A 21067-nucleotide genomic window follows, 5' to 3' on the forward strand; every position below is an offset into this window, starting at 1 on the left:
ATTTGGTTAGACTATTACTATAATCAAATATAATGATTTCCAACTTTTCAAACGGTCATCCGAAAGACCTGTTATCCGGCAATATAGCATCATTTCTACTGGCTGCCCCGTAAAGCAGGTCGGGTTATAAAATGGTTACAAAACCTGAAACAATAATGCTATCAATTGATGCGATTGTACTATCTGTTCAGTAGGCTTTGCCATTAGGTTTGTATCAGCCAAATCTTAAAATCGTAAAAATCATGATGAGCCATACCATTAAGAATCCTATATCAAACCCGCTCAGAATGGTTTTTAAAATTAATTATCAATAATAATTATGGAAAATTTAATTGAGAAACCTTCATTCAAATCCCACTATGATAACTATATAGGGGGAAAATTTGTAGCACCGGTTAAAGGTGCGTATTTTGATAATATATCTCCGATTGACGGTCAGGTTTTTACCAAGGCAGCCCATTCTACTAAAGAAGATTTAGAATTAGCCGTTGATGCTGCGCATGAGGCTTTTAAAACCTGGAGCAAAACCTCTTCTACCGAAAGAAGCATTATCTTAAATAAGATTGCACAAAGGATGGAGGATAACCTCGAATACCTGGCCACTGTCGAAACCGTCGACAATGGAAAAGCCGTTAGGGAAACTTTAGCGGCTGATTTACCGCTTGGCATAGACCATTTCAGGTATTTTGCAGGTGTGATCCGCGCAGAAGAGGGTTCATTGTCAGAACTTGATCAAAATACAGTTTCCTTAATCGTACATGAGCCGATTGGCGTAGTGGCACAAATTATTCCCTGGAACTTCCCTTTGTTAATGGGTATCTGGAAACTGGCCCCTGCGCTGGCCGCAGGTAACTGTGTAGTATTAAAACCTGCAGAAAGTACACCTGTTTCGATTATGGTTTTAATGGAATTAATCGGCGATCTACTGCCTCCGGGTGTGGTTAACGTGGTAAACGGCTTCGGATCAGAACTTGGCCGAGCACTGGTTACTAATCCTAAAATTTCAAAAGCAGCATTTACAGGTTCTACCCCTACCGGAAGATTGGTGATGCAATATGCTACTGAAAATATCATCCCTGTTACTCTGGAACTTGGTGGAAAATCGCCAAATATCTTTTTTAGCTCGGTAATGGCAGAAGATGATGCTTTTCTAGATAAGGCAGTCGAAGGTGCGGTGATGTTTGCCTTAAATCAGGGAGAAATTTGCACCTGTCCCTCGCGTTTATTAATTCAGGAAGATATTTACGAAAAATTTATTGCAAAAGTAATCGAAAGAACCGAAGCAATAAAAATTGGTAATCCGCTGGATAGAACGGTAATGATGGGGGCACAGGCTTCGAAAATCCAATATGAAAAAATTGCGCAGTACATTAAATTAGGTAAAGAAGAAGGTGCAGAAGTATTAACTGGTGGAGGGGTAAATGAACTAACTGGCGAACTGGGTGGCGGCTATTATATAAAACCAACGATTTTTAAAGGCCATAATAAAATGCGTATTTTCCAGGAAGAGATTTTTGGTCCGGTGTTGGCGGTAACGACCTTTAAAACCGTTGAAGAAGCCATTGAGATTGCAAACGATACTTTATATGGTTTAGGCGCAGGCGTATGGACACGCGATGCCCATGAACTTTACCAGGTGCCCCGTGCCATTCAGGCCGGACGTGTTTGGGTGAACCAATATCATGCTTACCCTGCAGGCGCTCCTTTTGGCGGCTACAAACAATCAGGTGTAGGCAGGGAAAATCATAAAATGATGTTGGGTCATTATCGCCAGACTAAAAACATGTTAATTTCTTACGATAAAAACAAATTGGGTTTCTTTTAATTGGATCATAGTTGGTGGTTTATTAAATTGTGCACAAGATCATAGTTGATGGTTTGTTAGTTCATAGCCTACCGGTTTATATGGCTATAGCCTGGTGATTCATAGTAAACAGCCTATCCGTTTATTACAATGGTTTGCAATTAAAGACATGCGATAAGCACCACGGCTATCAAATACCTGACCATGAACCGTCAACCTTAAAAAATTCTTGCTTCTGAAAATCCATTATTAAAATTAACATCATGGTAGCCCGAATAGACAGTACAGAAAAAGCCAAAGAATTGATTGCAGTACTTAAAGAAAAGCATGGAGAACTCATGTTTTACCAGGCTGGTGGTTGTTGCGAAGGTACACAGCCCCAATGTTTCGAAAAAGGAGGCTATTACCTGCGGATGCGCGATGTTTGTTTAGGTGAAGTAGAAGGTTGCGAATTTTGGGTAGACAGAGATCTTTTTGAATACTGGAAATTTTCGCACTTTACGTTAGATGTACTCGATGGTTTCGGCGTAGGTGGATTTTCTTTAGAAACTCCAATGCAGAAAACCTTCAAAATACATTACCGGTTATTCTCTGAAGAAGAGTTAGGGAATTTAACTCCGGTTAAAACAGCCGAGTAAGTTTTGCGTATCTGGTAAACACAGGTCAGCCTGGAGTAATCCGGCTGACTTTTTTTGTTGACTGTTTAGTCATGCTGATTTAGGCCAGCATCTTTCCTGTTTCTGAAAATTTATGCAATCTTTGCATTCAAGACAAAATTATGCGTAAACTATTTGCTGTGCTTTCCACCATCATTACCCTATTTGCCATTAAAGAAGCAATATATGTTTTCCTTTCTCAGGAAGCAGATATGGTTAAACAGCGACCGATCCTGATTGTCATTTCGTTAAGCATCTGTATCCCACTGATTGTGTTATCGCTGTGGCTGTGGTCACCGCGCGGAAAGAAAAACAATCAATCAAATTAAGCAATAAACTTACTTTTCAATTCGGGGGTGGGCACCCAACAACTCTCCTGCTTTCCCCACCATTTGTAACGGTTTTTTGCAATTATATCGTAAACCCAGTCACGTATAAACTTAGGAACGATGATAAATGTATAAAGCAACGGAATTAATCCATTCAGTTTGCGGGCCACGCGCAGTGCCGCTGATGATTTGGTATAGAGCTTTTCATCCTCCAGCAATAGAATGGTATTCAACTTTTCCGGATCTGCATTAAATTTTGGCAGCATTTCTTTGGCATAATCACTCTGTAACGCCGAAAATTTAAATTGGTTCTTTTGATCATGCGCAATAACAAACTGTACAGATGAATTGCACAAGTTACAAACACCATCAAAAAAGATTACAGGTTGCCGGATCATAGACTATAAAAATAATGTTTTAAATGCAAAAACAGCCATAACTCCGATCAAAATTTAAGCGAAAAGCAGAGAGTTTAAAACTTAAGTCGAATTACTCCTGTCGGACTAACTTCACCATTTTTGTAATTTACCATTTCCATCCACATAAAATTATTTTTTTCCTTTTACTTTTTGATAACGAACAATTTAGCCACAGAATCGTTAAAACAATCAATGTTCAACTTTCTTAGCTTAAAACATTTTTATATATTTGCCCAATCCTTCTTCAATGCAAAAGAAAACACTTCTTGACGGACAAAAAATTCAGATTACAATTAAGAGGCTCTGCCATCAATTAATTGAAAACCACGACGATTTCGCAAATACCGTTTTAATTGGAATCCAGCCAAGAGGTATTTTTTTGGCTGACCGCATTCATCAGGATCTTCAACAGATCTTAAAAAACAAGAAAATTTTAAAGGGAAACCTTGACATTACTTTCTTCAGAGATGATTTCCGACGGAAAGACGGATTGGTTACCGCGAGCAGCAACTCGATGGATTTCATTATTGAAGGCAAAAAAGTAATCCTGATTGATGATGTACTTTGGACAGGCAGAACCATTAGGGCAGCGCTCGACGCCCTGCTTGCTTATGGCCGCCCTGAAAAAGTGGAGCTCTTGGTTTTAATAGACCGAAGGTTTAGCAGGCACTTACCTATAGAACCTGATTATATTGGCCATCAGGTAGATAGCTTAAACTCACAACAGGTAAAAGTAACCTGGGCCAGCGAAGGAAGTGAAGATAAAGTGATTTTAATATCAGAACCGCCCCTGCCAAAATGAGCCCAAATACCTTACAATGGGAATATTTGGCATGGAAGCGCTATCTGACAATTAAAACCAAATAATAAAACAGAGAAAAACAATAAATAAAAAATGGCAGCAGAAAAATTATCAACCCGACATCTTTTAGGCATTAAAGATATTAACCGGAATGATATCGAATTGATTTTCGAAACTGCAGATAATTTCAAGGAAGTGATTAACCGCCCAATCAAAAAGGTTCCTTCACTTCGTGATATTACGATTGCCAATATCTTTTTCGAAAACTCTACCCGTACCAAACTTTCCTTCGAACTTGCTGAAAAAAGACTTTCGGCTGATGTAATTAATTTTGCAGCCTCCTCATCATCGGTAAGTAAAGGAGAAACCCTCATCGATACGGTAAATAATATCCTATCCATGAAGGTTGATATGGTAGTGATGCGTCATCCTTATGCCGGGGCAGGTCAGTTTTTAAGTAAACATGTAAAAGCACAGATTGTTAATGCAGGAGACGGGGCGCACGAACATCCTACCCAGGCCTTACTTGATGCTTTCTCCATCCGCCAGAAACTGGGCGATGTAGCTGGTAAAAAAGTGGTGATTGTTGGAGATATTCTTCACTCTCGTGTTGCGATATCCAACATTCTTTGCCTGCAGCGCTTAGGTGCAGAGGTGATGGTTTGTGGTCCTACAACCTTAATCCCCAAACATATCCATCAACTTGGCGTAAAAGTTGAACATAATCTGATTAAAGCACTGAACTGGTGTGATGTGGCCAATATGTTGCGTATCCAGCTGGAGCGTCAGGATATAAAATATTTTCCATCTTTAAGAGAGTATGCCATGATGTATGGCTTAAATAAACAGATCTTAGATAACCTTGATAAAGAAATCATCGTAATGCACCCTGGTCCGATAAACAGAGGTGTGGAAATCACCAGCGATGTGGCCGATAGTAAACAATCGATTATTTTGGAACAGGTGGAGAATGGAGTGGCCGTCCGAATGGCCGTGTTGTATCTGCTAGCCAGTCAGGGATAATTAGTTTGGAGTTTGGAGTTGTTAGTTTGGAGTCGGGAGTCTATTTTTTTTTGCAATTAACTGATTTTCAATTGCTAAATAGATTATCTGGAGCAACAGACATCTTTGGGAAAAGCCACTAAATAATTGATGTTGTGGCCTAATAAGCCAATGATAAGTTTACCAATGAACCTCTACCTGATTCGGCGATATCAATGACGAATGAACTAATGACCATTGAACCTAACTTTTCCACATTCGATCGCCCTTTAATACCAAACCAAGAATCCCGTCGTTAATTTGTGTTATTAACAGATGTTAATTACTTCTGTTGATAAGCTCTGATACTATTTCTAATTTAGTACCAACCATATTTGAAACCGATGCAGAAAAAATACTTACTAATTCCGCTAATTTTAGCAGGAAGTTTTAGCACTTATGCGCAAGTTAGTGCGGTGCAAAACCTCAACAAAAACTATCAAACGGGCTTAGAATTATTAGACAAAGAAAAATATACGGCAGCTGCGCAACAATTTAAACTCGTAGAGCTGCAACGTTATAAACCTTCTACCCAGACAGAAAGCAATGCCGAACTGTCGTTACTTAAGGAAAACGCAAAGTTTTATGCAGCTGTTTGTGCATTGGAACTGACCAATGCCGATGCCGAGAGTCTGTTTCAGGCATTCATCCGCGATTATCCGTTAAATCCGAATACCAAACTGGCTTATTTCTACGTTGGAAAAACTTATTTCAATCAAAAAAACTATAAAAAAGCGTTAGATTGGTTCGAAAAAACCGACCCTTCTACTCTTTCGGGCAAACAAAGAAATGAATACCAGTTTAAGCAGGGTTATGCCTATTTTGAACTTAAAGACTACGATAAGGCAGAGCCTTTATTCGAAAAAGTAAAAAAAGAAGAAGGTGATTTTCAGGAAAGTGCCACTTACTACTTCGCCTACATCAATTACTTAAATAAAGAGTATAAAACGGCATTGGCCAACTTCGAAAAGCTGAAGGGCTCACCTACTTATGAGGCGAGTTATCCTTATTATATCACATCAATGTACTACCTGGATGAGCGTTATGATGATGTGATCAGCTATGCGCTGGCAGCCATTCAAAAAACAAAACAACAGTTTGAACCAGAGATGCTGAGCCTGGTTGCGGCATCTTACTTTGCAAAATCTGAATTCAAAAATGCGGAAAAATATTTTGCAGAATATTATGCAAAAGACAAAAGCGAAACCAAAAACAACCTTTTTATTTATCAATATGGATACAGTTTGTTCCAGAATAAAAAGTACAAAGAGGCGGTTACCGTTTTAGAAAAACTGAATAACGATGATATTTACCTGCAAAACGGTATGCATACGTTAGGCAAGGCTTTTATCCAGCTGGGAAATAAACAGAAAGCACAAAGTGCCTTTTTCAGGGCTTCCCGCTTGAGTTTTGATAAAAGTATACAGGAAGAAGCCTGGTTAAACTACGCTAAATTAAGCTATGAGTTAGAATTTCACCAGCAGGCCCTGGAAGCTACACAGGGTTTCTTAAAAACGTTTCCAAAATCGCGTAAAATAAACGAAGCGAAAACTTTACTGGGCGAGGTTTTATTAACCACTAAAAATTATCAGGCCGCTGTAGACATTTTAGAACCTATTCCTGATAAAAACCTGGAGGCTAAAGAAGCCTATCAAAAGGTTACTTATTTCAGAGGATTGGAGTTTTACAACGAAAGGGCTTTCCCAAATGCCTTATCCATGTTTTTACGCTCCGACAAATTTCCGGAAGACAATGAGATTTATGCTTTAAACACGTATTGGAAAGCAGAATCGATGTACGAACTGCGCAAGTATGGAGAAGCGGTTAGCACTTTCGAGAAATTCCTGAAAATGCCGGATGCCGATAAGACAGGCGTATATAATTTTGCCAACTATGCTTTAGCTTATGCAGCTTTTGAAGATGAAAAATACAGCAAGGCGGCCAATTATTTCGAAAAATTCCTTGCAGGCAACGATAAAGATCAAAAAACCATTGATGATGCCACTATTCGGTTAGCCGATTCGTATTTCGTTAATAAGAATTATGGTGACGCGATGGCGAATTACAATAAGATCATCAACAGACATACTACTTCTGAGGATTATGCTACTTTCCAGAAAGGAATGATCCAGGGATTGGAAAATCAGTATGATGCGAAAATTGCAACCATGCAAAACTTATTGAAGGCTTTTCCAAACTCAAACTACGCGGATGATGCCGGTTTCGAAACAGCCTATACCTATTTCAATAAAGGTGATTTTGATAAATCTAAATCTGACCTTGTAGCTTTGGTTGCCAAATATCCACGAAGCAGCTACGTAGCTAAAGCACTGGTTACCATTGGTCTGGTTCAATATAATCAGGATCAGGATGATGCTGCTTTAGAATCGTTTAAAAAAGTAATCCGTGATTATCCAACTGCCGATGAAGCTAAGCAGGCCATGGAATCAATTAAAAACATTTATGTAGACCGTGGCGATGCGGATGGCTTTATTGCGTATGCCGCCACTACTCCACTGGGAAATTACTCTGGCTCGGAGCAGGATAACATTGTATTTGCTGCAGCGAACAATACCTATCTAAAAGGAGATGCAAACGGCGCTTTTCAGGCGATAAATGCTTATTTTGATAAGTTCCCTAAAGCGATACATGAAAAGGAAGCTAAATTTATCAGAGCTGAATCATTGGTTAAATTAGGTCGCCCGGATGAAGCCATTCCTGATTACGAATTTATCTTAAACGACTGGACGAGTGATTATACAGAACGTTCATTGGTAAGTATTTCGCAACTGTTTTTAAACCAGAAAAAATACAATGAAGCCATTGTTTACCTGAAAAGACTGGAAACAACTACTGATTACAAATCGCATTATAGTTTTGCCATCAATAACTTGTTAAAGGCTTATACTGCCTTAAACATGCCTGATGACATGCTTAAGTACGCGCAGCTGACTAAAGAATCAGAAAAAGCATCGGAAGAAGAAAAAAACAGTTCCAGCTTATACTCCGGTAAAGCTTACTTACTAAAAGGCGACACTACAACTGCCATAAAAGAGTTTAAGAATGTAGTGGCTAAAACAAAAACTGTTGCTGCTGCCGAAGCCAAGTACAATTTAGCTTTATTGGAATACAACAAAGGTGATTTCAAAACTTCATCTAAAACCTGTTTTGACCTGATTAACAATATGGCCGCTTACGATTATTGGGTAGCGAAAGCTTTTATCCTTTTATCTGATAATTATGTAGCCCTTAAAGACAATTTACAGGCGAAAAGTACACTTCTCAGTATTATTGATAATTACGAAGGCAAGGACGATATCATTCCGACAGCCAAAGAAAAACTAGAAAAACTAAACAAGAAGAAGTAGCAATTATGAAATCGATTAAATATATATATAGTTCGCTGTTTTTTGTAGCTGCCGGCTTAATGACCGCACAGGCCCAGGATAAAAAAGCGGAGGAAAAAGGCGTAGTAAATGAAGAGATTGAAGTAGTGCGCCCATACAAACCCATTTTGGCCGAAGCGGTAAAGTTGAGACGAAGCCCAAATTTGGATGACGTTAAAACATATAAAGCTAAATTAAACTACAGCATTATGGATAGAAAACTGGAGCTAAACAGTGATATCCAAAAATTACAGGCCCAGGCACTTGCCGAAGAAAAAGAAAGCATTTTAGTCAACAATTATGTAAAAGGTGGATTTGGTTCTTTGGCTACTCTTTTAGGAGAAGCATATTTCAACACTGGCAAAGATGAAGGATTACAGGTTGGTGGCTATTTTAAACACTTCAGTCAGGAAGGAAAGTTAAATAAACAGAACAGTAGCAACCAACAGTTAAGTGTTTTCGGTCGCAGTATTTTGGATGAAAATACAGTAAGCGGGCGCATTAATTTCGAGCGTAACGGCACTTATTTTTATGGGATCGATAACAGCAGGCCTACGCTAAATCCCAATCCGGATAAACAGGCATTAACAACCATCGAATTAGAAGGCGAATTGGTGAAAAACTTCACCGAGGACGAAGATGCTTTTAGCTATGCCTTAAAAGCCAATGGCTATATCTGGAACGATAAATTTAGCGCTAAAGAAAATTACCTGAGCTTAAACGGTTATGTTAACAAGCGTATTAATTCTTTAAACCTTGGCTTAGCTGCGTCAACCGAATTTGGAAACACGAAAGATGCTTTAACGAGTGTTGGCAACAATTTGCTGCGTTTAAACCCTTACATCCGCTTACAGGTTAAGGGGGCTAAAATTACCGCAGGCGTTAATTTCGTTCAGGAATTTGGTGCCTATAGCAGCACGAAGGTATTCCCTGCGGTTACGGCCGACTTTACACTGATTCCTGATTATTTACAGGTTTTTGGAGAAGTTAAAGGAGATGTAAACAGAAACTCGTTAAAAAACTTTACCGATGAAAATCCATGGCTAAACAGTAATATCCTGGTTAAAAATACTGTAGAAAAATTAAGTTTCAGCGCAGGTGTTAAAGGTACAGGCGGACCTGGTTTTGGTTACAAAGCCCGTATCTATGTAAAACAGTTTGATGATATGCCTTTGTTTGTAAACAACTTTACCGACTTTAATAAGTTCGATGTCATTTACGATTTCGGCAAAACAAAATTAACTGGTCTGGAAGGCGAAATTTCAGTTCAGGTAAGCGATGCTTTAAAATGGACCGGAAAATTAAACCTGGATGATTGGAAGCCGGCTTCTGAAACCTACTCCTGGTTTAAACCAGGCTTAAAAGTGAGTTCGAACTTTATGTATACTTTCAACAAAAAACTAAGCTTTAATGCTGGTGTAGTCATTCAGGATGATGTAAAAGCTAAAGTATATACAGGTGCGCCGGTTCCTGCTTCGCAATATGTAATTCCGAACCCGGGCATAGAACTTATTGAGACAGTTAAAGGATATGTAGATTTAGGCCTTGGTGCAGATTACAGGATCAATAAAAAATTCTCTGTTTTTGCTAAAGCGAACAATATCTTAAATAACAACTACAGCAGGTATTTATATTACCAGGCAAATGGATTTAATATTTTCGGCGGATTGACTTATTCTTTTTAAGCAACTATTTAAGCGTACAAAAAATGCCTTTCCAAATAGGAGGGCATTTTTTTTGGGGTTTATTTGGCATGTACTTTAATATCATGATCGCCAGCCCATTGATTAATATCTTGCTTGTTCAACGCCGCTGCCATTAATTCGGGAAACAGATCAGGCGTACAGGCAAAAACAGGTACGCCCAGCGAGGATAGAAATTCGGCATTGTGGTGATCAAAAGCTGTTGAGCCATCATCATTAAGCGCCAAAATTGTAATCAATTGTACCCCATTGTTAACCAGCTGTGCAGCCATATTTTTCATTGCTTCCAAATTCCCGCCTTCATATAAATCGGTAATCAGTATCAATACCGTATCCAACGGCTTTGTTATTATCTGAGCACAATAGGTTAATGCCTTACTGATATCGGTACCTCCTCCCAACTGAACACCAAAAAGCAGATCAACCGGATCATGTAGCTCCTCGGTTAAATCAGCAACTTCGGTATCAAAAACCACCATTTTGGTAGTAATTGCCGGAATTGAAGCCATTACGGCGCCAAAAATCCCCGAATATACCACAGAGGTTCCCATCGATCCACTTTGATCCAAACAGAGCACAATGTCTTTCATCGATTTCCGTTTCCGGCCATAACCGATCCGGGTTTCAGGAATAACGGTTTTATATTCAGGTTGGTAATGTTTAAGGTTCCGTTTAATGGTTTCGGCCCAGTTGATCTCGTTATGTTTGGGCCTTCTGTTTCTCGCTGAACGATTAAGACTCCCAATGATGGCCTGTTGGGTTGGCGTCATTAATTTCTGCATCAGCTCATCAACTACTTTTTGAACCACTAAACGTGCCGTTGCCTTTGTTTTTTGAGGAATAGCCCGGCCCAAAGTCATTAAGTTTGCCACCAAATGGACATCAGGAATAAGTGTGCCGAGTATCTCTGGCTCGTTGAGCATAGAAGTGAGATTAATCCGTTTAATAGCATCTTGCTGCATTACTTTTACCACTGTTTGTGGAAAGTATTCACGGATATCACCCAGCCATCTCGAAACATTTGGCGATGAAGGTCCTAAGCCACCTTTCCGATCTGAATTATATAAAGCCTCCAAAGTATTGTCGATGCCGGTTTCCTGCTTTGTGAGCACTACATCCAGCTCCTGCCGGGTTTGCCCGCCCAATATCAACCTCCATCTTTTTTCTAGTTCTTCTTGCATAGCTTAAGTTTAAAAACCAAGTATTTTTTCGAGTATAGGCAAAACCATTTCCGCCCGCGCTACATCAACTTCATCCTTCTGTGTAAAGCTTCTGCCTAACGGCGGCGCCTGCTTAACCTTTTGTGCAATACTATTTTTTTCGGATGGGGTATAAGTGGCAAAGGTTCTTCTCAACAGTGGAACAACCTCTAAAAATACTTCAGCACTTACTTCCGATAACCAGTTATTCAGGATTTCCCAGATTTCGTGGTCAAAGACTAAAACCGTTGCTGCATCTTTTAAAAAGCCTTCTATCCACAAGGCAGAATATGATGGATCATTACCCCCGGAAAGTGCCCTGCTAAATTCCAGGGCAGTTTCCTCTGTACCAATTACTTTTGAATCGTACAATAGTTTACAGCAGGCCCCATGAACCAGCGGTACCACATTTTTAAGTTTTAATACTTTGGCAAGGGTTTCGAACCAAGCGTTTTTCATCATCTCATCGTCTAAAAACAAAATCGCTTTGTTTACAGCTTTGATCTTACCTGCAACAACAACGGACTGCTCTTCATCAATTCCGAAACAGCTCGATGGCAAACCTACATTTAAACGAAAAAAGATCGATTGTAGAATAGTACCTATGGTTTCCTGATCAGTTTTACGAACGTTGCCATAGCGGCTTACTTCCGTTAATGGGATAAATGCATCCATTAGCATGGCGATATCTGATGTCATGGCAGCCAGTTCATCCATTCTCGTCAACAATATTTGTACGCCTTCGTGAAGATCAGCAGGCAGTGCTTTGCTTACCAGTTCAGTGATCTGGGCAAGGTGACCACAGTTAAGTGAAACATGTTTCAGGTAATGGTTACATGCCGATTCAACCGTATTGCCCCAAGGCGCTTTTTCGAGTAGTGCGATGGAAAGCTCTGGATGCCAAAGTAATAGCCACTCTTCCTTAAAAGTACCTTTACCCGAAATATATCTTTGCTTTGCCCATTTAATATCCAATATCAGCAAGCGATGGAACAGGATACTTTTTTGCAGACCACTTGTTTCCCTTAAATCTAAATTAAGTATTTTTTCTTCGTTGATTACTTTTAGGCGCAGGCTTTTAACCTGTTGTTCAAAATCTTTCTGCAGGGGTACCTGTGGAATTCCCGCTGGTACAGCTCCCATATCGTTGCCGATAATAAGTTCCGATCTGATTAGTTGCATCTGAATATCATCGCCCATACACATTACTGTTTGGGTGGATTCATTGAGTTCTTTTAAACCAGCTTTGCTTAGATTTCTTAATGCTGCCAGGGTATTAGCCAGCCTTACAGCCTCAATAATGTGTGCAGAAGAGATGTCGATTTTGTTACTCCTGAAAACATTGGCACTATAGGTTAACCACCTTGTGCCATCGTCATTTTGGTTGTTCCAGATATGCTTGTACCAGCCTGGCGAATCCAAACCAGCACCATACCCGCTTTCGAAAGCAAGGCGGTCATTCGTCCAGGGAATCCATGTAGTTTCGATTTTAGTTTTAGGCAAATTTTTTAACAGTGCATCATCATCCTTTTGTTTGGGCATATTTTGCAAGGCAGGTACATGCCAGGCTCCACATATTACCGTAATTGAACTATACATTTCACGTTCTGCCTGCCTGATGCCTCTACGCATAAATGCCTCACGGATTTTTTCAACCCTGTTATTCTCTGTTAGCCCCTCCCTCAATGCGCCTATGGCCTCTCCTATTGATGCGAAAACATCCTCGGGTTGCTTTGCAATCTCAAAATGATGTTCCCACCACTCTTCCTGATCATCGAAACCAGCAATTTCAGCCAGATGGGATAACGGATTGTTAGTAACAGGAATAAAGTCCCCCACTTCATCTGCCATACCTATATCATCAGGTGTAGCATTTTCGGGTGATTCCTCTGCAGGCACCTCTACCAGTTTATGGATAAGGGGCATATCGATAAACCTTACCGGTATTTTATTTTTTAAACCATAAATAATGGCCTGCCACTCTGGCGAAAATTCTGCAAAAGGATAAAACACGGATTGTTTCGGATTATCAGGCACATAAGCCAATAAGGCAACCGGCGGTTTCATTTCCTGATCGCCCACCCACTTTAAAATGGCCTCTCCCTCCGGTGGACCTTCAACCAATATCACATCGGGCCTGAGGTTTTGCAGTGCTTCCAGAACATGGCGGGCAGATCCGGGGCCATGGTGCCTGATTCCTAAAAGATGAACAGACATATTAAACGATATCTCTACAAGCCCTATAAATGTCTTTCCATCCGTCTTTTTGTTTCAGAACGGTTTCCATGTATTCCTGCATCACAATTTTATCTTGTACAGGATCTTTGATTACCGAACCGATAATACCGCTGGCAATATCATCAGCTTTTAAAGACCCGTCGCCGAAATGATAGGCCAATGCCAATCCATTATTCATTACGGAAATGGCTTCTGCCGTGCTTAGCGTGCCCGACGGCGATTTCAGTTTGATTTTACCATCAAGCGAAACACCGTTACGGAGTTCCCTAAAAATGGTTACGATCCTCCTGATCTCTTCGGTTATCGATTTTTGAACAGGCAGGTTAATTGATGTGCTAAAACTGGCCACCCTTTGTTCAACAATATTAACTTCTTCCTCAATTGAAGTAGGTACAGGTAAAATAACCGTATTAAAACGTCTTTTTAGTGCGCTTGACAGTTCATTTACCCCTTTATCCCGGTTATTTGCGGTTGCAATTACGTTAAAACCCTGCACCGCCTGCACCCGCGTATTTAGTTCGGGTATAGGTAACATTTTTTCGGACAGAATGGTAATCAGTGAATCCTGAACATCGGCTGCAATTCTGGTAAGCTCTTCGATACGTACAATCTTGCCTTCTTTCATTGCCCGCATTACAGGTGTTTCTACAATGGCTTCTTTAACCGGACCTGCTGATAATAACATGGCATAATTCCAGCCATAACGTACCGCTTCCTCACTGGTACCTGCCGTACCTTGTATCACCAGATTAGAATCGCCGGTAATCGCAGCAGTAATGTGTTCTGAAACCCATGATTTGGCCGTACCTGGTAAACCATATAACAATAAAGCCCTATCAGTAGTTAACGTCGCTACAGCGATTTCCATCAGCCTTCTGTTGCCAATATATTTTGGGGTTACCTCAAAACCATTCCCCAGTTTTTTGCCCATCAAATAATCGATCACGGCATGTGGCGATAACTGCCAGTTTACGGGTTTTACATGTTTATCTTCCTTTTTTAATTCTTCAATTTCCTGCTTAAACTGTTGTTCGGCAGCTTGTCTTAATACGTTATTCTCCACGCTAATTAGATTTTAAAATTTTAGTGTTTGCCTCAACTCAATATAGCGAACCATCGCTACTACCTGGTTACTGAAATATTTTGCCTGATAATGGTCTGAAGCCGGTGTTTCGAATTTTTCCATGAGTGGTAACAGGCTATCAGGCATTGATAAAGCCAGCTTTTGGTAAACGTTGGTCTGGATTGCATAAGGATTATCAGATAGTTTTTTAAAAATCCGTTCTGCAATAACCGTTTCTATCATATCATAACTTTCCAAAAGCAAATCCAATACCCTGTTGAAATCAGTTTCGAGTAGTTCTTTAATAAAAGTCGTCCGCTCTTTAGGATTAACATACTTTAGCAGTTCGATTCCATTCTCAATACCTGATTCAAGCAGTTTTTTACTTAATAACCCATCTTTAAAATGAATTGCTGTATTTTTCAGAAAAGGTTTAAAAACCTTAGCATGTTGATCGCCTAATACCAGTTTCAGCCAATCTTCTACCGAAAGGTTAAATTTTGAAGCCAGCGTCCCGATATCGATAAACTCAAAAATCTGGGCCACCCAAAAAACAGCGTCATCAATACCTTTTTGTGAACTGATTTTCTCCAAACCATATTTAAACAATTCATCACCCGGTGTAACCCCCGGATCAATAGTCAAAACATTTTTCTTTGCAAAAAGCATTACCCGTTCTTCTTTAACGGAAAGGCTATTGATGAGGTAGTTTAAAAATAGCTGATTTATTGCGGTACCTGGCACCAATTTAAGCAGGTAAATAGCAATATCTCTTACTTTTTTGCTCCTATCATTTAAAACTGACATTAAAAAAGTTTCATCGTTGATGGAAAGATTGATTTCCAACAAAGCGATAAATTCGGCCCTTACATTTGCGTTTTCCTGTTGCAGATCAGCTAATAACGCCAAAGCGTCTGATGGCGCCTCTGCTCTTAAACCTGCAAAATAGTTTAGGCGCCATTCCAGGTTACCTGTTTCCCAATCCTGCCCTGACGAAACGGAATCAAAAAGTTCCGCCCAGTTTTTATTGATGCCTGCCAGCCACTTTCCCGTCTCACCGCAGGCTGTTAAGACTGCTTCAGCTTTCCGTTTCTGTAATAAAGCTTTATTTAAAGCAATGGTAACCAGATCTGCACCAAATATTTTATTGGCCTGATTGGTTCTGTAAACCAAGTAATAAAATAACACATCGTCTTTTAACCGGAGTGCTGATTTGATCTGAAAACCGGTAAATGCATCTACTTCGGTTTTTTCTTCATCCGGACAACCTTGCTGGGCACCGCTATAAACATCAGGTATCCTCCCTGATTCGTGATACAGGAAATTTACCGCAGCATTTTTCAAAAAAGCATCTTCCTTATCTACCTGCCCGGCTATAATTCGGTTACCTATCCCGACTAAATCGGGAATTGGATCAAACGTCACTTTATCAGTGCCTAAAAGGGCTGTTTTTATAATTTTCTGATCGCTCATTTTATCGGGTACTGTTTATCATTTATAAAAACTGAAGCTAAGTTGAACTGCTCATTCTGATAAATACCAAAACATACGAAAGAATTACCCTTGGTGATGGAAAGGATTAGCCAAGATTCATCTTCAGAATTGCTCAATAAAATGAGTTTCTGATCCGAATCAACCAAAAACCATGTTTCGTTTTCAAAAATGAGCTTTACAGAGGATAGTAAAAAAGGAATTTCTTCTGCAAACGGATTGATGGCTAATAAACCCGAAACGTGCCTGAAAAGATCCGCAATATTACTTTGCGTTTCTGGAAAGAACTGAACATTTTCTTTTTTAACTTCACCTTTAAATAAGGCTCTTAAAGGTGTGGGCGAAGGATAAAATGCAAGCGCTGCATGAACAACATCTCCCGGTATTAAATTATTGGCATTAGCCTGAATCGTAGTATAGAAATTAATAATAAGTGCATAACACTTGGTTTTTTCACCGTAGAGCCAGATTTTCTCCGTTTTTAGATTATTATCTTCGGTAGTGTCAATCGATAGTACATACCAATTGTCAGTTATGCCTGTGTTCGCCAGTATTTCCTCTTTTGATATATTCCACCCAACCAGCGACCTTACTTCCTGTTTAAGATCTTCCGGAAGCAGTTGCTGATTTTTATAGGCCTCTGTAAGCAGGTAGGTTTTGCTCAGCGATTTGACCAGTGATTTTTGCCAACCCTCTTTGTAAAAATTAATATTATTCAGTCTTTTAAGGTTATTAGCTAAGCCACCAGCCTGTGCATCTACCATCCTTGCAACTATATTTTTGTTAAAATCATAGGCATTCTGTGGAATATGCATGATACCGCTACGCACTAAATCTTTAATCCACAACCTAAGTTCCTCGATACCTGAATCAACTTTTTTAGTCCTCGCTTTTATTCTCTTTTGCTGGGCTTTCTCATCTGCTACTGCATCTTCTTTAGGTCTTTTTTCTTCCTGTTTCGCAGAACGTTTATTGATCCACTCTTCTACATGTGGCGCCATATTCTCTTCACAGGAAAAAACAGACGAATGGGAAACATATAGATAAAGTAGACCCAAGCCGTGTTTACAAGGAAATTTCCTACTGGGACAAGAACACTTAAAAGCAAGATTAACTAAATCGATAATGGTTTTATAGGGTGTTTTACCACTCCCCTGACAATCCCCCCAAAGTGCTTTTTCATGAGCAGCCGTAACGACCCATTTCGAAGGCGTAGCTAATGCTTTCCCTGCTTTTACAGATGCATCATCGGGAGCAAACTTTAAAATCTGTTCTTGCGTAAACTTCATCCTTCTTCAATGAGTTTATCCGGATGCATTCTGGAAATCGAGGATTGGGTTTTACTGTATATTTTTTTCATTTGAGCGTACCATCTAGTTAGCATAAGTTAAAACCAAATATAAAAATTACTTATAATCCTTAACATGCCTCACTAAAAATTTATCAAAATATAATACATCAAGCGTATTTGTTTATTTTTAGTAGACGATTATTAGTTATGTAAAACAAAAGCCGCCATCAGTGTGAAGCCGGATATAAGCAAGTTGAGGTAATATTCTTGAATTATCTATTTTTTTTCCCGTTGTGGCTCAATATTTCAAGGTATAAAAATCTGATTGGCAGCTGCTTCCCTCTTGTAATTCCCCCTTGTAAAACCACACACCAAGCCTATTTTTGACGTGTTTACCGAAACCTGTACCCTATCCCAATCCTAAAAAAGTGATTACGCTGTTTAAAAGAACCCAAACTATTGCTTAGCTTGTATGGGGTTAACCATTGGTAGCTGCCATTAACATCAAATTGTTTAATATGAATGCTGATGCCCCCTGTAATTCCGATGTTTACCCTATTGTTTACGGTATTAGTATTAACTATGATAGAGTCGATTTGCTTGCTATGGTATAACGTGTCGCGCGGATTGACTATTGGATTTAATTTGGTGATTCCTATAGATTGCTTGCCTACAAAACTAACTATCGGACCAGCTTTCAAATCGATATGCTTTGATAACTTATACGCAGCAGCTAATGGAATATCGATTGTAACCAATTTTCGCGTTGTAGCAATGGTAAGCGGTGGTACCGAGTCTGGTCGGTAATAACTCGGATGTGTAAATTTCCCTGCAATTTTTTGATTACTGTTGGCATTTAAACCAACTGTAAGTTGCCAGTTTTTATTGAATGCATAGGAACCAAATACACCTATATAAAAACTATTATTTCCTTTTTGCACATTCATCCCGGACGTTAAACCATAACTATACTTTGGATCAATAGAACCGTTTTGTTTGGTTTTATTCGTTCTGATTTTAGGCAAGCTGATATTTGTTTCCTTTTGATTTTTAGGTTCAGCATTTTTATCGTAATGCCGTGTCGTGTTATCTTGATTCCCTGATGAATTTTGAAAATCATTAGCTTTAACTACCGGTATTGCTATACGCTGAATTTTTAGGGGAAGATCAATATAGGTAACTTCTTGTTGATGTAGCTTTGGCCACGATAATAATTTGCCGCTTTTCCCAAATAAGCTGTTCTCCTTTTGGTCAGTATTGCTGATAACTTCCACTTTCGAACTGGATTTCAGGCTTATCTTATTTAAATCTTCAATTGATTCGACTCGATTAGATTCTTTTGCAACGAAATATTTGTTGTTTAAAGGAGTAGCTGCATTTGCTCTCATGGTTTTAGAAGCGCTGTTTTCCATTTGCCCGGCCGGTTTTTCCAGCTCCGAAACATCATCGCCAACAGATTTATTTTGCTCCACATCTGCATTCAACGAGTCCTCTGCGCCATTGAGGCTATCTCTGATTATTGTGCTGTCAGCTATTTCATCATAATTTAATACCTTATTGCTATCCACAAGCATCGAATCCGAAAAGACCGATTTAACCTTCTCTTCTATTTCATTCTGCTTATTGTCCGATTTTTTAAGTGTGAAGTAACCCACAGTAGAGGCTGCAGCAGCTACAGAGAAGGTATATCCTATTATTTTAACTACTTTTAATAGTTTGGTGCCTGTTGATAAATGTGGTCCGTGGCTACCACCCGTACCGATCGGCATCTGCTCATTGAGCAGTTTCTGCATACCTGTCCATGAGGCATCAGCAGCATCCTTGACAGGCAAACCATTAAATTTATCGCGCCAGAGTTTATGATACCATGCTGAATTTTTCATTTCTTTTTCGTTTTTTCAGTTGGTTTATCAATGGCTGAGGACGCTAACATTTCCCTCAACTGTTTCTTCGCTTCAGAGAGATGCCACCTTGAGGTGCTCTCGGTAATATTCAGATGTTCCCCTATCTCCTTATGCGAATAGCCATCTATAACCGAAAGGTTAAAAACCAGCTGCGTAGCGGTTGGCAATAAGCGTATCAATTTGAGGAGATCTTCAACAAAAAGTTTATCTAATACTGAGGGTTGAATAAAAATTTCTTCTATTTCATCCGGACTAACGGTTTCATTAAACTTGGCTTCTCTTCTGCCAATATCAATGCATGATCTCACCATTACCGTTCTGATCCAGGCTCCAAATTCTCCTTTTTTTGCATCGAAGGTTTGGATGTGCTGAAAAATCTTCAAAAAGCCGGTGTTTAGTGCATCTTGTGCCAAATCATCAGATTTTAAATAACGGAAACATATACGCAGCATATCGGCATAGTAAAGTTTATAGAGCCCCTCCTGTGCTTGCCGCTCATTAGCTTTACAGCCTTTGATCAGTTTAGTATCTTGCTTAGAAAAAAGGTTCATCCATTTGGTTCGGTAAGCGGTTTTTCTTCATCGTGTTGTAAGAGGATTACGAGGTGAATATGAAAAACGCTGGGTTAAAATTAATTTATTTTTTGCTACGGTATTTTATTTTCGACCAAGCGTTTATAATAATGCCTTCGTATAAGTTTATAAAACCTCTTATATGCACCATACCGAAAGCTACAATAGACATGATGAATGGTATAAAACACATTTCCCATCTGAAAGTGCTAAAACCGTTTTTTATGAACGAGCCATTGCTACCGGCAAAAATAATGTAGCTTTTTGGCTTCAAAAACTATTCTTTAACTGCATTGATCCGCTTTTAGCAAAAAAGAAACAACGTTGGCTTACCATAGGTGATGCTTATGGATTTGATGCGCAATACATCCTTAGTTCAGGCAACAGTGTATTAGCAACTGATCTCAATACAGATTTTCTAAATATTGCACTAAAAAGAGGAATCATTGATGCCTGTGTTGCGGAGAATGCAGAAAAACTTACACAAGAAGACAATAGTTTTGATTTTGTACTTTGTAAAGAATCCTATCACCACTTTCCAAGGCCCTATGCTGCCATGTACGAAATGATCAGGGTAGCCAAACAAGGCGTAATCGTTATAGAGCCACAAGATCCGGTAATCAAGATGCCACTGCTATTGATGTTAAGCAATCTTCTGAACCGGAATGCGCATTTTTTAAATAAATTATGGAATAACCGCTTTTCATTTGAGCCGGTCGGAAATTTTGTTTATAAGGTTTCGGAAAGAGAATTTGAAAAGTTAGCAGCTGGTTTAGGCCTGCCTCTAATCGGATTTAAAAAAATTAATCCAAATTACTGGTTTAAAGGAGCAGATTTGGTATCAACTAAACGCTATAGTAAACAGTTTTTCTTTATCAGATTAAAGAAGTTTATCCTTGATGTTCTTGTCAGGATAAAAGCCATGCCCTCGCAGGTATTAGCCACCGTTATTTTTAAACAGTTGCCAGATGAGTGTACAATAGCGCTCCTTAAGAAAAATGGATACCATCTGGTTCACATTCCACAAAACCCTTATTTAGATTAAGCCCAATACTTCCAACCATTCCCAAAAATATGAGAACCAAAACAACAGTAATAGCCCTTTACCTTTGCTCCTTTTTAACTTTAGCAGCTTTTTTAATGCTCACTTACTTTTATTATCCGCTTAT

At 39.3% G+C, this 21067-nt stretch carries 16 protein-coding genes; 8 read left to right on the top strand and 8 right to left on the bottom strand.

From position 1 onward, the window contains the following. Positions 1-319 precede the first annotated feature (319 nt). The 3 genes from ACIQXP_RS17275 to ACIQXP_RS17285 all read left to right on the top strand — a co-directional run bounded on the left by ACIQXP_RS17275 (position 320) and on the right by ACIQXP_RS17285 (position 2789). Positions 320-1825, top strand: a complete 1506-nt coding sequence (locus tag ACIQXP_RS17275; protein WP_387506255.1) for an aldehyde dehydrogenase family protein — start codon at positions 320-322, stop codon at positions 1823-1825. A 242-nt stretch (positions 1826-2067) separates the two neighbouring features. Then, positions 2068-2442, top strand: a complete 375-nt coding sequence (locus ACIQXP_RS17280; protein ID WP_293741392.1) for a DUF779 domain-containing protein — start codon at positions 2068-2070, stop codon at positions 2440-2442. 140 nt (positions 2443-2582) lie between these two features. Then, entirely contained in the window at positions 2583-2789 is a 207-nt protein-coding gene (locus ACIQXP_RS17285; protein ID WP_293741391.1) for a hypothetical protein, read from the top strand. Here the strand turns inward: ACIQXP_RS17285 and ACIQXP_RS17290 are convergent. Next, a complete protein-coding gene (locus ACIQXP_RS17290; RefSeq protein ID WP_293741390.1) occupies positions 2786-3187 on the bottom strand; it encodes a thiol-disulfide oxidoreductase DCC family protein in 402 nt (133 codons plus the stop codon). The genes ACIQXP_RS17285 and ACIQXP_RS17290 overlap by 4 nt on opposite strands. A gap of 268 nt (positions 3188-3455) precedes the next feature. On the opposite strand from ACIQXP_RS17290, the gene pyrR reads away from it, so the two are divergent. The 4 genes from pyrR (at position 3456) to ACIQXP_RS17310 (ending at position 10122) form a co-directional block, all read left to right on the top strand. After that, the gene (pyrR, locus tag ACIQXP_RS17295) at positions 3456-4010 is read left to right on the top strand and encodes a bifunctional pyr operon transcriptional regulator/uracil phosphoribosyltransferase PyrR (protein ID WP_090985290.1); all 555 of its coding nucleotides are present in this window, start codon (positions 3456-3458) and stop codon (positions 4008-4010) included. A gap of 93 nt (positions 4011-4103) precedes the next feature. Then, positions 4104-5033, top strand: a complete 930-nt coding sequence (locus ACIQXP_RS17300) for an aspartate carbamoyltransferase catalytic subunit (RefSeq protein ID WP_293741388.1) — start codon at positions 4104-4106, stop codon at positions 5031-5033. Positions 5034-5395: 362 nt separating this feature from the next. Next, complete coding sequence (locus ACIQXP_RS17305; RefSeq protein WP_387506259.1) at positions 5396-8419, top strand: tetratricopeptide repeat protein; 3024 nt, start codon at positions 5396-5398, stop codon at positions 8417-8419. A 5-nt stretch (positions 8420-8424) separates the two neighbouring features. Continuing rightward, a complete protein-coding gene (locus ACIQXP_RS17310) occupies positions 8425-10122 on the top strand; it encodes a porin family protein (RefSeq protein WP_293741386.1) in 1698 nt (565 codons plus the stop codon). 59 nt (positions 10123-10181) lie between these two features. Here the strand turns inward: ACIQXP_RS17310 and ACIQXP_RS17315 are convergent, their stop codons facing one another. The 7 genes from ACIQXP_RS17315 to ACIQXP_RS17345 all read right to left on the bottom strand — a co-directional run bounded on the left by ACIQXP_RS17315 (position 10182) and on the right by ACIQXP_RS17345 (position 19877). After that, positions 10182-11321 carry a VWA domain-containing protein gene (locus tag ACIQXP_RS17315; protein WP_293741385.1) on the bottom strand — a complete coding sequence of 380 codons (1140 nt, stop codon included), beginning with the start codon at positions 11319-11321 and terminating at the stop codon, positions 10182-10184. Positions 11322-11330: 9 nt separating this feature from the next. After that, positions 11331-13556: a DUF5682 family protein gene (locus tag ACIQXP_RS17320; protein ID WP_387506261.1), complete on the bottom strand. Its 2226-nt coding sequence runs from the start codon at positions 13554-13556 to the stop codon at positions 11331-11333. A gap of 1 nt (position 13557) precedes the next feature. Beyond that, the gene (locus ACIQXP_RS17325) at positions 13558-14640 is read right to left on the bottom strand and encodes an ATP-binding protein (RefSeq protein WP_387506263.1); all 1083 of its coding nucleotides are present in this window, start codon (positions 14638-14640) and stop codon (positions 13558-13560) included. Between the two features lie 12 nt (positions 14641-14652). Beyond that, positions 14653-16113: a DUF5691 domain-containing protein gene (locus ACIQXP_RS17330; RefSeq protein WP_293741382.1), complete on the bottom strand. Its 1461-nt coding sequence runs from the start codon at positions 16111-16113 to the stop codon at positions 14653-14655. Further along, on the bottom strand, positions 16110-17420 hold the full coding sequence (locus ACIQXP_RS17335) for an SWIM zinc finger family protein (RefSeq protein ID WP_387506265.1): 1311 nt from the start codon (positions 17418-17420) through the stop codon (positions 16110-16112). Before ACIQXP_RS17335 ends, ACIQXP_RS17330 begins: the two co-directional genes overlap by 4 nt. A gap of 394 nt (positions 17421-17814) precedes the next feature. Then, positions 17815-19305, bottom strand: a complete 1491-nt coding sequence (locus ACIQXP_RS17340; RefSeq protein WP_387506267.1) for an outer membrane beta-barrel protein — start codon at positions 19303-19305, stop codon at positions 17815-17817. Next, positions 19302-19877, bottom strand: a complete 576-nt coding sequence (locus ACIQXP_RS17345; protein ID WP_387506269.1) for an RNA polymerase sigma factor — start codon at positions 19875-19877, stop codon at positions 19302-19304. Before ACIQXP_RS17345 ends, ACIQXP_RS17340 begins: the two co-directional genes overlap by 4 nt. Positions 19878-20040: 163 nt before the next feature. On the opposite strand from ACIQXP_RS17345, the gene ACIQXP_RS17350 reads away from it, so the two are divergent. After that, entirely contained in the window at positions 20041-20943 is a 903-nt protein-coding gene (locus tag ACIQXP_RS17350; RefSeq protein ID WP_387506271.1) for a class I SAM-dependent methyltransferase, read from the top strand. Positions 20944-21067 lie beyond the last annotated feature (124 nt).

It is taken from the genome of Pedobacter suwonensis, from assembly GCF_044762335.1.
In the GTDB taxonomy this organism is placed as follows: Bacteria; Bacteroidota; Bacteroidia; order Sphingobacteriales; family Sphingobacteriaceae; genus Pedobacter.

What these genes read in the sequence shown, in the direction of transcription:
- ACIQXP_RS17315 (WP_293741385.1), bottom strand. Translation starts at nt 11,321, where the DNA reads ATGCAAGAAGAACTAGAAAAAAGATGGAGGTTGATATTGGGCGGGCAA.
- ACIQXP_RS17285 (WP_293741391.1), top strand. Translation starts at nt 2,583, where the DNA reads ATGCGTAAACTATTTGCTGTGCTTTCCACCATCATTACCCTATTTGCC.
- ACIQXP_RS17330 (WP_293741382.1), bottom strand. Translation starts at nt 16,113, where the DNA reads ATGAGCGATCAGAAAATTATAAAAACAGCCCTTTTAGGCACTGATAAA.
- ACIQXP_RS17280 (WP_293741392.1), top strand. Translation starts at nt 2,068, where the DNA reads ATGGTAGCCCGAATAGACAGTACAGAAAAAGCCAAAGAATTGATTGCA.
- ACIQXP_RS17310 (WP_293741386.1), top strand. Translation starts at nt 8,425, where the DNA reads ATGAAATCGATTAAATATATATATAGTTCGCTGTTTTTTGTAGCTGCC.
- ACIQXP_RS17275 (WP_387506255.1), top strand. Translation starts at nt 320, where the DNA reads ATGGAAAATTTAATTGAGAAACCTTCATTCAAATCCCACTATGATAAC.
- ACIQXP_RS17350 (WP_387506271.1), top strand. Translation starts at nt 20,041, where the DNA reads ATGCACCATACCGAAAGCTACAATAGACATGATGAATGGTATAAAACA.
- ACIQXP_RS17305 (WP_387506259.1), top strand. Translation starts at nt 5,396, where the DNA reads ATGCAGAAAAAATACTTACTAATTCCGCTAATTTTAGCAGGAAGTTTT.
- pyrR (WP_090985290.1), top strand. Translation starts at nt 3,456, where the DNA reads ATGCAAAAGAAAACACTTCTTGACGGACAAAAAATTCAGATTACAATT.
- ACIQXP_RS17320 (WP_387506261.1), bottom strand. Translation starts at nt 13,556, where the DNA reads ATGTCTGTTCATCTTTTAGGAATCAGGCACCATGGCCCCGGATCTGCC.
- ACIQXP_RS17345 (WP_387506269.1), bottom strand. Translation starts at nt 19,877, where the DNA reads ATGAACCTTTTTTCTAAGCAAGATACTAAACTGATCAAAGGCTGTAAA.
- ACIQXP_RS17290 (WP_293741390.1), bottom strand. Translation starts at nt 3,187, where the DNA reads ATGATCCGGCAACCTGTAATCTTTTTTGATGGTGTTTGTAACTTGTGC.
- ACIQXP_RS17335 (WP_387506265.1), bottom strand. Translation starts at nt 17,420, where the DNA reads ATGAAGTTTACGCAAGAACAGATTTTAAAGTTTGCTCCCGATGATGCA.
- ACIQXP_RS17340 (WP_387506267.1), bottom strand. Translation starts at nt 19,305, where the DNA reads ATGAAAAATTCAGCATGGTATCATAAACTCTGGCGCGATAAATTTAAT.
- ACIQXP_RS17300 (WP_293741388.1), top strand. Translation starts at nt 4,104, where the DNA reads ATGGCAGCAGAAAAATTATCAACCCGACATCTTTTAGGCATTAAAGAT.